Source organism: Lactobacillus sp. ESL0260 (genome assembly GCF_003692935.1).
In the GTDB taxonomy this organism is placed as follows: Bacteria; Bacillota; Bacilli; order Lactobacillales; family Lactobacillaceae; genus Lactobacillus; species Lactobacillus melliventris.
Genome location: NZ_REHO01000013.1, coordinates 513901 through 527337, shown reverse-complemented (window position 1 = coordinate 527337; position 13437 = coordinate 513901). Strand labels below are relative to the sequence as shown.

Sequence of the window (13437 nt, the reverse complement as noted above, 5' to 3'; positions counted from 1 at the left end):
ATTATTTCAAAAGTTATAAATTCTATTGCTAGCAACTAATTTTAAGGAGTCTGGAAAGATTATTCTTTTAGAAAAAACTGACTTTGAAATTTAATGTGAACCCTAAAATTAAGACACTCTATTAATTGCTAACGGAGGACTAATTTTCGATATTCAATCGGAGTTAGTCCTTTTAGCTTTAGTTTGATTTTAAATCTGTAATACTCAATGTAGTCTCTGATTGCGTCTTCCAGTTCATTGAAATTTTTAAACTGCTTTTTAAAGCTTTAAATCATTTTTCCACTTGAATATAGCAAATTTTAATAATTAACATAAAGATTTGTTATATGCGTTATGTGATTAAACATGTTAGAATCTATTTGATATAACAAATTAATTATAGAGATGAAATTATGAAAGAATTGCCTAAGTATTTACTTATAGCTAAGAAACTTAAACATGAAATTGAGACTGATGAATATCAGCCAAATGACCGTCTTCCTAAAGAGTATGATTTGGCTAAATCATACAACGTTAGCAGGATTACAGTTCGAAATGCATTAAAAGAACTCGAAAATCAAGGCTTAATTTATAGGATTCAGGGAGCTGGTACTTATGTAAAAGATCACAGTCAATATCAGTCATCAGTAAATTCAAATCAATTAGAACTAATCAATTTAAAAAAGTATAAATTAAAACTCCTCGATTTTGAAGTTGGACAAGGAACCTCAAAAATTACTGAAGCCCTTGGGATAAACCCTTACGATATAGTATATACAATAAAACGGGCGGCAATGACAGCCAGCAAACAATTGGTTGCTTTTCAAAAGATATCAATTCCTGCAAAAGTAATCCAAGGTTTAAATATGGAGATGTTAGAAACTTCAATTTATCCATTAATAAGTAAAAAAATTGGTGTTGAACCTAAAAGTGCAATGCGGGAAATATCTTTAGTTTTCGCAAAACAAGAATTGCTAAGAGAAAACAAAGTTCAAGAAAAAGTTGATAATAATGAGCCTCTCCTTAAATGGTTTCAAAAATCATATTTAAGTGATGGTCGTATTTTTGAATGTAATGAGACATATTATCGTATAACTAAGTTTTTAATTAAAGAGGCGGTAGTATTATAAAAAATAGGAAGTAATTAAGCTTCCTATTTTTTGTTATATCAAAAGTTGACAATTTAAATATTTGTTATATCATATTATTGTAATCTAAATAAAGCGGTTACAAAAATGTGAGTCAAAGAGGGAGATAGTTATGAATGACAGTTCAGAATCATCCGGTATGAAAAAACTGGAAAATGGATTTATTAGAGTTGCCGGGAAAATATCTGGTAACAGATTATTGTTAACTTTGCGTGATACATTTGTTATTGTTTCGGCTACAACAATGATTGCCGGTTTTGGAATCATGCTCCAGAATGTTGTTATCGATCCGATGAATGGATTAATTTTTGGTAATCAGGGGCTTCAGTTAGGTCGACTAATTTCAGGTTCTTGGTCAGCTTGGCAACAAAGTGGCTTTGAGCAGGGCCTTCAAACAACGGCAAATTTAATAGGTCTTGTTTCAAATGGTACTTTGAGCGTCTTTGCGTTGCTACTGGCTGTGATTTTTAGCTGGGAAGTTTCAACAAGATTTTTTAATAACAGAGCAGAACATATGACAGATGTTTTGTTTGGACTTGCTGCATTTTTTATATCAATTCCATGGAATTTTCAATATACTATTCCAAATACTAAAAAAGCAATAAACGTTTTAAATTATTTGGATACTCAATACCTTGGAACTCAGGGTGTGTTTGCCGCAATTTTAATCAGTGGCAGTGCAGTCTGGATTTATAACAAGATAATGCAAAAAAATATTACTATAAAACTACCTGAATCAGTTCCACCTGCAGTTGCCCAAAGTTTCTCGTCATTAATTCCAGGTTCAATTACATTGGGAATTTTTATTGTTTTAACTGGTTTAAGCACTGCAACAACAGGAAAAACTATGCCAGCATTATTTTTAGCCATTTTACAAGCTCCAGCTTTAGCAATATCTAAAACAAATGCTTTTGCGTTTGTATCACAATTTACATGGAGCTTACTTCAATGGTTCGGTATACATCCAACATCGATCTGGGGAGCTATTTTTGGTATGACTTGGACTATTAATGATACCCAAAATATGCTAGGACAGGCACATCATATTTTTTCAACCTTATTTATGAACTTTTCATCAATTGCGGCAGGAACTTTCTCCTTATCCCCAGTTTTAGCAATATTAATTGCCTCAAAGCGGGTTGCAGCAAAGAAAATTTCCAAAATTGCGCTTTTACCTGCAATCTTTAACATTTCAGAACCAATTACGTTTGGTTTACCGATTGTTTTAAATCCAATTTATATTGTTCCATTTGTTATTGCTCAACCACTTGCCTTTTATATTGGTTATTTCTTTACTAAAATAGGCTTTATTGCTCCTATTGTTAATAATGTACCATGGACTGTGCCGACATTATTATCAGGACTGCTTTACACCGGAAATATTCGTGGTGTGATTGTACAAGCGGTAAGTTTAATAATTACAACTTTGATTTATATTCCTTTTGTAAAAATGGATAATAAAATAAACGCTGATTCTATTGCTATTGATGAAATGGAAAGTGCTAATTCATAAGAAAAAATGAAATTTAATCAAAATTTGTTAGCTGATTTGTTTCAGTCAAACATGGTATTACCAGTTAATATGGATTTTAAAATTGGAGGAAAAATTAAAGCTAATCAAGAAGTAAATATTACTTTTAACAAAAAAAGATATCAAACAGTATCAAATAATACTGGTGAGTGGCAAATAACTTTGCCAGCTGTTAATAGCACAAATACGGTTGCTGAAATCACTGTGAATACGAAAGGTGATCATCAAACTATTAATAATATTCATTTTGGTATGGTTTATTTACTTAGTGGACAATCTAATATTGAATTTCGTTTAAAAGATGAAGCAAATTATTCACAAGTTTTAAAAGATTTAAAAAGTAACAAGTATAATGAGTTATATTACTATAATGTGCCTCAAATAGATTATATTAATCCAATAAATAGTCAGGTTAAACCCAGTGACTTACAATTTGAAACTTGGCATAAAATAAATGCTAAAAACTGTGGAATGGTATCTGCCATAGGCTTTTATATGATGAAGACTATGAGAAAAGCAGGTTTAACTTGTCCAATAGCAGTGGTTGACTGTTACAAAGGGGGAACATCTGCCAGCTCTTGGGTTAAAACAGAAGATCTAGCTAATGATCCAGACTTGTATAAAACTTTTTTGGAAAAATATAATAACGAGATTGCAAATAAAACTCTAGTTGATTTTAATCGTGAAACGGCCATTTACAACGAAAAAGTTAATCAACACAAAATTGATTTAAAAAAATATTTAAGAGAACATCCCCATGCTTCATTAAGTACAGCTAAAAATATAGTGGGGCATACTCCATGGCCACCTCCTGTACGGCCAGACTTGTTTACGCGTCCCGGTGGCTTGTATGAAACGATGGTAAAACAAGTTCGATATGGTGTATTTAACGGTATGGTTTGGTATCAAGGAGAAAATGATACTGATAATGCAGCAGAATATAGTAAATTATTACCCATATTAATTAAAACATGGAGAAGAGAATTACAAGACCCTTCTCTACCGATTAAGTTGATACAATTGCCCGGATATGCGGATTACCCTGAGAACGCTGCGGCAGTGATTAGACAGACTCAGTCAGATGTAGCGGCTAATACTCCTGGTGTAGATTTAGTTTCTTTTATAGACGGTGGCGAAGAACATAATATTCATCCAGAAAATAAAAAAATAATGGGTAAACGGTTAGGAAAAATTTTGGTAGGTAATGACTATGCTGGCACACCCTATGTTGACCAAATAAAGTTTAATAACGGTAAACTTATTTTAACAATAGCTAGGTGTTCAGAATTAAAACTAATTGGGAAGGCTGTATTACAAGTAACAATTTTAGATAAAAAATATGATATGATGCTTGTTAATAACCATTTAGCCAAAAATAAAATAATTGTTTCACTTAACAAAAAACCAGCTATAATTTCTTACGCTTATACAAATTTCACTGAAGACTTAGGTTTATATAATGAACTAAATTACCCAGTATCGCCTTTTAGAATAGAATTGTGAGGTATATAGGTTGAAAAAGATTCTATTATCTTGTGCAGGTGGCTTTTCAACTTCACTTTTGGTAAATAAAATGAAAGAGGAGGCTAATAAGTCTAATAAAAATTATCAAATTAAAGCAGTTTCTGCAGATTTAATTCCTAACTTAGTGGAAAAAGATATGCCAGACTGCATTTTGCTTGGACCACAGATTCGGTACATGATTAATAGTTTAAAACCAATTACTGAAAAAAATAATATTCCGCTTGCAGTCATACCAATACAGGATTATGGCAGAATGGACGGATTGGCCGTATTAAAGCAAGCCGAAAAATTAATGCATATTTGATATATACAAAAAATATATGAGTTAAAGCTCTATTGAAATGAGTTCTGAAAGTAATATGACCTTCAGGACTCATTTTAAATATTCCGGCTCTTTATTTTAGAAAAAGAAATTTCGTTTTTTGAATAAAGTAAAATTTAGCTATAAAAAATCCCAGCACCGACTACCTACCAGAGCTGAGATAAATTTTATTTTAACGGAAAAAAGAAATAATTACCATATTTATTAATAATTTGGGAATAAAATCATGAAATTAGCTATTTATCGCCATCCATAATCGTGTTTTTAACAATTACATAATCAACCAACTTAATTGAACTAAGGTCTTTACCACCAGCATAAGAAATCGAAGATTGTAAATCTTCCTGCATTTCTTTTAAAGTGTCCGCGATATGTCCGCGATATGGGACCAGCATTTGCTTACCTTCAACATTGCGATAAGCTCCCTTTTGGACTTCAGAAGCTGAACCCCAATATTGTTTGTAAGTTTTGCCATTAATTTTAATCACATTGCCTGGAGACTCCTCGTGTCCCGCAAGCATGGAACCAATCATGACCATGGTAGCGCCAAAACGAATTGATTTCGCTATATCGCCGTTATAACGGATACCGCCATCTGCAATCAATGGTTTGCTGGCTACTTTACTGCACATTCTTAAAGCAGCTAGTTGCCAGCCACCAGTACCAAAACCAGTTTTAAGTTTGGTAATACATGCACGGCCAGGGCCAACACCCACCTTAGTGGCATCGGCTCCTGCACCTTCTAATTCACGTACAGCTTCTGGGGTTGCGATATTGCCTGCTGTTAAAAAAGTGTCAGGCAATTTTTCTTTAATATACTTAATCATATCAATGACATAGATAGAATGACCGTGGGCAACATCAATTGTGATATATTCAGGTTTGATATTCTCACTGACTAATTGGTCAATAAAGTCGTATTCACCTTTTTTAATACCGACGGATATTGAGGCAAATAAGCCTTTTTCGTGCATCATTTTGATAAAATTAAGACGCTTCTCAGGCTGAAAGCGGTGCATGACATAGTAATAGCCATTTTGAGCGAGCCAGACTGCTAAATCATCGTTAATGACACTTTCCATGTTTGCGGGTACTACAGGTATTTTAAATGTTCGGTTTCCAAACTTTACACTAGTATCAGCATCATGACGGCTTTTGATAATTCCCTTGTTGGGCACAAGCTGGATGTCGTCATAATCAAAGGCTTCCATACTGAAATAATTACTCATAAATAAATCGGCTCCTAGAATAAATAATCTTTGCAAACGAAGTAACTATAATCAAAAATACTTTTTTTGTCAACAGAAAAATCGAACTATTAAAAATTTGACTACTATAATAATTCGCATTTAAATTTGACTAAATGTGGGCAAATTGCTAGACTATTTACGTGATATTTGTAGAAATTTAATGAGGTGAATAAAAATGACAGCAGTTGCAGTTGTTGGTAGTCAATGGGGCGACGAAGGAAAGGGCAAAATCACTGACTTTTTAAGTAATGAAGCAGCGTATACTGTGCGCTCAAATGGTGGTAATAATGCTGGTCATACTATTGAAATTAATGGTCAAGATTTTAAGATGCGCTTGATTCCGTCAGGCATTTTTGCGTCAAAACAAGGTGCCGTAATCGGTAATGGCGTGGTCATTAACCCTGAAGTTTTATTTAGTGAATTAAAAAATCTTGAAGAAAAGGGCATAGACACCAGTAAATTAAAGATTTCTAATCGTGCTCACATCATCATGCCTTACCATATCAAGCAAGATGAATACCAAGAAGAAGCAAAGGGCGATCAAAAAATCGGTACTACTAAAAACGGTATTGGTCCAGCATACATGGACAAAGCTTCCAGAATTGGTATTCGCGTTTGTGATTTACTTGAAAAAGATACCTTTGAAGTAAAATTACGTACTAACTTAGAACAGAAAAACGAAGTATTTACCAAAATTTATGGTAAACCGGCACTTAAATTTGAGGATATTTTTGCCAAATATTATGAATATGGTCAAAAAATGAAAAAATATGTTACAGATACTTCAGTACTAGTTAATAAAGCTCTTGATAACAATGAAAAGGTCCTGTTTGAAGGGGCACAGGGAATTATGCTTGATATAGATGAAGGAACTTATCCTTTTGTTACCTCATCGAACACCATTTCCGGCGGTATTGCCAGTGGTATCGGTGTTGGCGCCAACCGGTTAAAGACTGTCATTGGTGTCTGCAAAGCTTATACGACTCGTGTTGGTGCTGGTCCTTTTCCAACTGAATTATTAGATGAAACTGGTGACCGGATTCGTGAAACTGCTCATGAATATGGTACGGTTACCGGCCGTCCTCGACGCGTAGGTTGGTTTGATTCAGTCGCGTTACGTCATGCCAAGCGCGTAGCTGGTATTAACGGCTTAAGTCTAAACTTACTTGATATTTTCAGCGGCTTTGACACTATTAAAATTGCAACTGCTTATGAACTCGATGGTCAAAAGATTGACTATTATCCTGCCAGTCTGAAAGAACTAGACCGGTGTAAACCTGTTTATGAAGAATTACCTGCCTGGAAAGAAGATATCACAGGTGCTAAGACTTGGTCTGACTTGCCGGAAAATGCACAGAAGTTTTTAAACCGTGTGTCAGAGCTTGTTGATATTCCTCTTGTTACTGTTTCAGTAGGACCTGACCGTGAACAAACAATCGTGTTACAGAATCCGTGGGAAATGTAATTTATGTTAGAACGTTATACTCGCCCAGAAATGGGCAAAATATGGTCGGATGAAAATAAATATGAAGCGTGGTTAAAGGTAGAAATAGCTGCCACCAATGCCTGGAGTGAATTAGGTGAAGTACCAAAAGCAGATGCTGCTAAAATTGCGCAAAAAGCTAGCTTTACGCCTGAACGGGTAGCAGAACTGGAGCAGATAACGCATCATGATGTTGTGGCTTTTACCCGTACTGTTTCCGAAAGTCTGGGTTCAGAAAAAAAGTGGGTACACTTTGGTTTAACTTCTACTGATGTTGTTGACACAGCACAGGGATACATCTTAAAGCAGGCTGATGAAATTATTCGGCAAGATTTGCAAGACCTGAAAAAGACGATTGCACAAAAAGCACTTAAGTATAAAAATACGGTGGAAATGGGGCGCACGCATGGCGTTCAGGCTGAACCTACTACTTTTGGCCTGAAATTAGCTCGCTGGTATGCGGAAATTAAGCGTGATATTGAACGCTTTGAACATGCAGCAAAAGGTGTAGAATCAGGGAAAATTTCTGGTGCCGTTGGGACTTTTGCCAATGTGCCACCGGCTGTTGAAACCAGTGTATTAAGACAATTAGGCTTAACTCAGCAGCCAATTACCAGCCAGGTCTTGCCGCGCGACTTACACGCTGAATATATTGCGACCTTGGCTTTAATAGCTACCAGTATTGAAAATTGGGCAACCGAAATTAGAGGTTTACAGCGTTCCGAAATCCATGAAGTTGAAGAACACTTCCGTGCTGGGCAAAAAGGCTCCTCGGCGATGCCTCATAAGCGTAATCCTATTGGCTCAGAAAATCTTTGCGGCATGGCACGAGTTTTACGTGGTCATATTATTACAGCCTATGAAGATATATCACTTTGGCATGAGCGCGATATTTCTCATTCTAGTGCCGAAAGAGTGATTCTGCCAGACACAACAATTGGTATTGATTATATGCTTGACCGTTTTAACCGTATTTTGACCAATCTAGATGTTTTTCCAGAAACAATGCTTAAGAACATGGATAAAACTTATGGCCTGATTTACTCACAACGCTTGCTGTTAAAGCTTATTGATGAGGCTGGTCTTTCTCGTGAAGATGCTTATGATATGGTCCAAAAGCTAACTAACAAGTCTTGGAATGAGGGAATTTCCTTTAGAAAATTAGTTGAAGATAGTCCAATCATGGATTACCTTTCTGAAGAAGATGTAGCTGATGCTTTTGACTATCATTACCATTTACGGCATATAGATGAGATTTTCAAAAAAGTTGGTTTGGAATAAATTAATAAATAAAAGTTCACTTGAATGTGAACTTTTTTTATACTCAAAAATTAAATTTTGGATAAGTCCAGTTTAATGTAAGCGGTTATGTGATAAGCTGAGCTTGTTAACAATAAAATGAAATTGAAGTAAAACTATAGGAATCAAGACAATTAAGGAGCTCGGTTTGATGCTTGATCTTTTATCAGCTTCAAAATGTCTTACCGGTGTTATTAAAGGCGACTCTGTACCGCAGGAATTTATTCCTGAAATGGTTGACCTTTATCGTTCAGGCAAGTTTTTACTTGATTAAAATGGTTAAGTTTTATCAATCAGAGGAAATTAATGAGGCCATCAAAGATTCAGTAAATGGCAACACGATAAAACCAATTATTGTTTTTGATGAAAAATATAAATAGTTTTAAAAATTATTATTGTGAAAGAAAGGTAAACATATGATAGTTAATGATCATACATATTATGATGCAAGCTATGATGTAGTAGTTTTAGGTTTTGGTGGAGCCGGAGCAACTGCGGCTCGCTTTGCGGCTGATAGTGGTGCTAAAGTGCTAATAGTTGACTCTGCTCCAGAAGGTCACGAAGGTGGTAACACAAGATATGCTGCTGAACTTGTAGGTTATAGCAGCAGCGAAGAAGATTATCGTGCTTACTATGAGCATTTGGCCCAGCACTTTAATATTGACCCAGAAATAGAGGAGACAGTTGTTCATGGCATTACACACATGAAAGAATATTTTAGAAAATATCTGGATGTGAATGAACCTGTTAGCTATAAAACTATTTTAGGATTGCCGGATGATGCGGTAATTGCCGATCACCCTGATTTACCTGGTGCTAAAAGCTATGACATGATCACAATAGAGAAGGGGATTTTTAACGCTTCATTGTGGAACATTTTACGGCAAAAAGTACTTGATCGTAGTGATAAGATTGATGTTTGGTATTCTGCACCTGTTAAGCATATCTTGCAAACTCCTGGTAAAAAAGTTGTCGGAGCTCAAATTGAGCGGGATCATGTTTTATTAAACGTTTACGCTAAAAATGGTGTAGTGTTAACTACTGGTGGTATCGAAAATAATCCGCAAATGATTCAGGATTACATTGGTTCACACAAGTTAGTGCCACTGGGTTCACTTTATAATAAAGGTAAGGGTATTGACTTGGCCCACGAAGCAGGTGCGGATATGTGGCATATGTCAATGTATGCGGCCGGTGGAATGCAACAAGCTTTTGCTTTTGATGAACCTGGGATGAAGCGTGCACCATTTTATATGGGTAACCCGGTCTTCTATACAGGCAGTATTTTTACGGTTGGCGATGACGGCACACGCTACTTTAAGGAAGATCAAGGAGCACGTGAAGGCTATGTAGAAAATCATGGTTCATGGTACAAACCATTGAATCCAATTCACCCTTACTTTGTCTTTGATCAAAAGCAATATGACAAGATCAGTGAAATTGATACTTTCCCTGATAATAAAGCACTTAATTCCGTTCTTAAAGCTGATTCTGTTTCTGAATTAGCAGAAAAGATGGGAGTTGCTGGGGATAAACTGCAAAGTACAATTGACGAATTTAACTTCTTTGCCGAAAAGAAACATGATTATGCTTATCATCGTGATCCCGCTACTTTAAGTGTATTTTCTGAAGAGGGTCCGTATTATGCCATACCGTTAGTACAAACTATTGGCTGGTCAGAAGCTGGTCCTAGAAGAAATGCTCGTGCTGAAATTCTTGATCCAGAGCACAAACCAATTCCGCATTTGTATGGTGCCGGCGAGCTGGGCAGTAATATGTCTAACTTATATCAAGGTGGGTCCGATCTTGCGGACTGCTTGATTTTCGGTAAGATTGCAGGCCAAAATGCAGCTCATCCTAAAGATGATGTAGCAGAAGTCAATGTACCTTCTCCTAAGCATGAAAAACTATTAAAGCCACGGCCACTTGGTTCTGATATTAAGAAAGAAGAATATCCAACTGGTCCTGAACAATATATTGGTAAATCTACTAAAGGAATGGGAGATGAAATTGTTGTCAGGGTAACGGCTGATAAGCAAAAGAATCTCAAAAATATCGAAGTTCTGAAACAAGCTGAATCCGATGACTATGGTCAAAAGGCAATTAATGAATTACCAGCAAAAATGGTTAATGCAAATACAGTTGATGTCGATGCAATTTCTGGTGCCTCTAATACCACTAGAGGATTAAAAGACGCTGTCAGGGATGCATTAAGTAAAATTAAATAAATAGTTGTTTGGAATTTAGAAGGGTTTGAAAAACCCCGGCTTCTCTTAGAACAATTAAAAGGCATTGAATAATAAAACTCAGTGCCTTTTTCATACTTGTCCTTGTTGTTCTCTACCAGATAAATTTCTTAAGATTATTCAAATCGGTTATCGTTAAGTTACCAATACCTTTTAGTCTTGTTTTATCAATTCTCAGCTGATACCGTTTATTACAGTCTATCCACGATTCCTTGTAAAGGCCCGACTTTTGCCAATCGGTAATTTTAGCATACTTTGCGCGAATGCTTTTTGACTTACTTTGATATTTACTAGTAATTTTAAATACATAATAAAATTCATCATCCTGCTCAATGTATAAAACTGGCCGACTTTTTCCGTTTGGTACATCTTCGTATTCAAGGTATGTTATAAAAATATTGCACAAATTCATTAACTGGTTTCCTTAATCTGCAAAAAAGTCAGCTATTTCTTTGGAAGTTTCAACCTTTTGTGCAGGAATTTTACGACTAGCTGCAATAATTTCATCTTTTAGATGGTCATAATCGTCAACTGAAAATGCTACAGGTAGTTTGCCTTTGTCAGCAATCTGTGTAAGCATCATTGAAATCACATCATTAGGTTTAAGACCAATTTTTCTAATAACTAGTTCTGCAGTATCCGCTATTTGTTTGTCTATATTAACAGAATATCTTTTAGTAACAATCTTAGTTGCCATAATTTGCCTCCCGAAATTACTTTGTTACATAATAATATCATAAAAGTACCTAAAATAGCATATTTTAGGTACTTTTTGCAAATTTTAGCCTAAAAATTGTCTTAAATAAAATACTATACTAAAACTGACTTTGAATTTTTGCTTTTCTTCTGAACCAAAAAAATATACCACTTAGTTTCTTAAAATTGCCACTTAGTTAAAAGTGCTAGATTTTACATAAAAATAAGCGTTTAATAAAATCATCAAGTGATGAAGGGCAGGTGAGAAGCGTGAAAATAAAAATAGAGCTGGATCCGGATATGGATAATGATGAAACTAGTGTAACTATCCGTGCTAAAGCTGTGACACCAGAAGTTGAACAAATTTACCGTCAACTTCAAGGTATTAGCAGCCACCCTGATCAAATTGAATGTAAAAAAGATAACGTGTCCTATTACTTGAGTATGAACGAAATTTTATTTTTTGAAACAGAAGATAAACAAGTGATTGCACATACTGCGAGGGATGCCTTTACAGTAGATTATAAACTCTATGAATTAGAAAATTTATTAAACTATCAATTCATGCGGGTATCTAAGTCAACAATTTTAAATTTAAATCAAATTTATGCGTTAACACGCTCGATTTCTAATTGTAAAATTAATTTTCGCGATTCTTATAAAACTGTCTATGTTTCACGTCATTACTACCATAACTTAAATGATAGGTTAAACGAGAGAAGGTCATCATAATGAGAAAAAATAAAATTAGAGAAATATTTTGGGGGATAGCATTAGTGGCTGCTGCTATTTTCTTGGTAATGAACCAGCTGCACCTGTTTTCTTTTCACTTGAAAGTAAGTATGATTATTTGGACTATTGTGTTTGGAGCGGCTTTAATTGAAAGCGTGGCGGATAAAAGTTTGTTTGGTACAACTTTTTCTATTGCTTTTCTCTTAATTGTTTACGCTGAACCATTGCATATTACCAAAATTGTTCCATGGACAGTATTGATTGCTGCATTGTTGATTTATATAGGTTTGACATTAATTTTTAGAAAAAGCTGGTTTTTAGGAGGAAACTACTTTAAACATAAATTTAATCCTAGGGATTACTATGATGATTGGTCAGACTTTGATAAAAGTTATAAAACGACTGATAATAATACCATTAATGACAGTAAAGATTATACAACTGATGGCGATACCATTAATGACAGTAAAGACCATACTGATGGTGAAGATATAGTAATCAATCAGAAGCTGTCATCAGTTTCACGCTATGTTCATTCACAAAATTTACGTAGTGTCATGATTAATTCTTCATTAGGTGAAGTTGAAGTCTACCTTGATCAGGCTAAGGCTGCTGGCGATGTAGTGACAGTAGATATTAACGGTACCATGGGTGAAATTGAAATTTATGTGCCACTTTCATGGAAAGTTAATAGTGAAAACTTAGATCTTGTTTTGGGAGAACTGGAAATTTCTGGTGAATCTAGTGGCGATGGTCCCACATTGGTTTTGACCGGCCACTGCAGTATGTCTGAAGTTGAAATTAATTATGTATAAAAATAAAATAGTTGCTTTAAAGCAGCTACATGATTATGTCAAAGAAAACTATAAAAATGCTGAAAAAGCATATTAAAAATGGTTTGAAACCAATGACTATAACTATTATGCAGCAAAAACTGCTATGAAAAAGAGTTCTCTTAGTGATTATCAAATGGGTTGTGAACAAGCCAAAAAGGACTATGCAGAGAGTCATTCTTTTAAGGCTTTTCCTAAAAAAGGTGTTAACTTAGTTAATCGTGTTACCCAGAATAAAGCAATTGAAATAGAACGCTACATTGACGGCTACAATGATGCCAAGGCCAAAATTTTACAGTCGAAAAAATAACTTTTCTAAAAATTCAAAGTACCAGGCTAGAAGTGCCTCGGTACTTTTTTATTTCAATTAGGTTTTAAATTAGTAAAAATTGAT

14 protein-coding genes and 1 pseudogene are annotated in these 13437 nt (G+C 34.9%); 11 read left to right on the top strand and 4 right to left on the bottom strand.

Annotated features, from left to right (window positions below; genetic code table 11):
- Positions 1-128: 128 nt before the first annotated feature.
- Positions 129-254, bottom strand: a pseudogene (locus tag F5ESL0260_RS08785) (IS3 family transposase); the annotation flags it as partial.
- Positions 255-392: 138 nt separating this feature from the next.
- Here F5ESL0260_RS08785 and F5ESL0260_RS08780 point away from each other — a divergent pair.
- The 4 genes from F5ESL0260_RS08780 to F5ESL0260_RS08765 all read left to right on the top strand — a co-directional run bounded on the left by F5ESL0260_RS08780 (position 393) and on the right by F5ESL0260_RS08765 (position 4486).
- Positions 393-1109: a GntR family transcriptional regulator gene (locus F5ESL0260_RS08780; RefSeq protein ID WP_122026636.1), complete on the top strand. Its 717-nt coding sequence runs from the start codon at positions 393-395 to the stop codon at positions 1107-1109.
- 130 nt (positions 1110-1239) lie between these two features.
- Complete coding sequence (locus tag F5ESL0260_RS08775) at positions 1240-2640, top strand: PTS sugar transporter subunit IIC (RefSeq protein WP_122026635.1); 1401 nt, start codon at positions 1240-1242, stop codon at positions 2638-2640.
- Positions 2641-2646: 6 nt separating this feature from the next.
- Positions 2647-4161, top strand: a complete 1515-nt coding sequence (locus F5ESL0260_RS08770) for a sialate O-acetylesterase (protein ID WP_122026634.1) — start codon at positions 2647-2649, stop codon at positions 4159-4161.
- Positions 4162-4171: 10 nt separating this feature from the next.
- Entirely contained in the window at positions 4172-4486 is a 315-nt protein-coding gene (locus F5ESL0260_RS08765; RefSeq protein WP_122026633.1) for a PTS sugar transporter subunit IIB, read from the top strand.
- 254 nt (positions 4487-4740) lie between these two features.
- On the opposite strand, the gene F5ESL0260_RS08760 is transcribed toward F5ESL0260_RS08765, so the two are convergent.
- Positions 4741-5733: a GMP reductase gene (locus F5ESL0260_RS08760; protein WP_122026632.1), complete on the bottom strand. Its 993-nt coding sequence runs from the start codon at positions 5731-5733 to the stop codon at positions 4741-4743.
- A 196-nt stretch (positions 5734-5929) separates the two neighbouring features.
- On the opposite strand from F5ESL0260_RS08760, the gene F5ESL0260_RS08755 reads away from it, so the two are divergent.
- The 4 genes from F5ESL0260_RS08755 to F5ESL0260_RS08745 all read left to right on the top strand — a co-directional run bounded on the left by F5ESL0260_RS08755 (position 5930) and on the right by F5ESL0260_RS08745 (position 10764).
- Positions 5930-7219 carry an adenylosuccinate synthase gene (locus tag F5ESL0260_RS08755; protein ID WP_122026631.1) on the top strand — a complete coding sequence of 430 codons (1290 nt, stop codon included), beginning with the start codon at positions 5930-5932 and terminating at the stop codon, positions 7217-7219.
- Between the two features lie 3 nt (positions 7220-7222).
- Complete coding sequence (gene purB, locus F5ESL0260_RS08750; protein WP_122026630.1) at positions 7223-8518, top strand: adenylosuccinate lyase; 1296 nt, start codon at positions 7223-7225, stop codon at positions 8516-8518.
- A gap of 169 nt (positions 8519-8687) precedes the next feature.
- Positions 8688-8810, top strand: a complete 123-nt coding sequence (locus F5ESL0260_RS09585; protein WP_255410406.1) for a hypothetical protein — start codon at positions 8688-8690, stop codon at positions 8808-8810.
- 142 nt (positions 8811-8952) lie between these two features.
- Positions 8953-10764: an FAD-binding protein gene (locus F5ESL0260_RS08745; protein ID WP_122026629.1), complete on the top strand. Its 1812-nt coding sequence runs from the start codon at positions 8953-8955 to the stop codon at positions 10762-10764.
- 112 nt (positions 10765-10876) lie between these two features.
- On the opposite strand, the gene F5ESL0260_RS08740 is transcribed toward F5ESL0260_RS08745, so the two are convergent.
- Positions 10877-11194, bottom strand: coding sequence for a hypothetical protein (locus F5ESL0260_RS08740; protein WP_122026628.1), 318 nt, complete (start codon positions 11192-11194; stop codon positions 10877-10879).
- Between the two features lie 12 nt (positions 11195-11206).
- On the bottom strand, positions 11207-11479 hold the full coding sequence (locus F5ESL0260_RS08735) for a type II toxin-antitoxin system RelB/DinJ family antitoxin (protein WP_046325662.1): 273 nt from the start codon (positions 11477-11479) through the stop codon (positions 11207-11209).
- Between the two features lie 269 nt (positions 11480-11748).
- Between F5ESL0260_RS08735 and F5ESL0260_RS08730 the strand changes: the two genes are divergently transcribed.
- From F5ESL0260_RS08730 to F5ESL0260_RS08720, 3 genes are all read left to right on the top strand, one after another.
- Positions 11749-12210, top strand: a complete 462-nt coding sequence (locus tag F5ESL0260_RS08730) for a LytTR family DNA-binding domain-containing protein (protein ID WP_122026627.1) — start codon at positions 11749-11751, stop codon at positions 12208-12210.
- The gene (locus F5ESL0260_RS08725) at positions 12210-13025 is read left to right on the top strand and encodes a LiaF domain-containing protein (RefSeq protein ID WP_122026626.1); all 816 of its coding nucleotides are present in this window, start codon (positions 12210-12212) and stop codon (positions 13023-13025) included. The genes F5ESL0260_RS08730 and F5ESL0260_RS08725 overlap by 1 nt, the downstream gene beginning before the upstream one ends.
- A 124-nt stretch (positions 13026-13149) precedes the next feature.
- The gene (locus F5ESL0260_RS08720; RefSeq protein WP_122026625.1) at positions 13150-13353 is read left to right on the top strand and encodes a hypothetical protein; all 204 of its coding nucleotides are present in this window, start codon (positions 13150-13152) and stop codon (positions 13351-13353) included.
- The last annotated feature ends 84 nt before the right edge of the window (positions 13354-13437 follow it).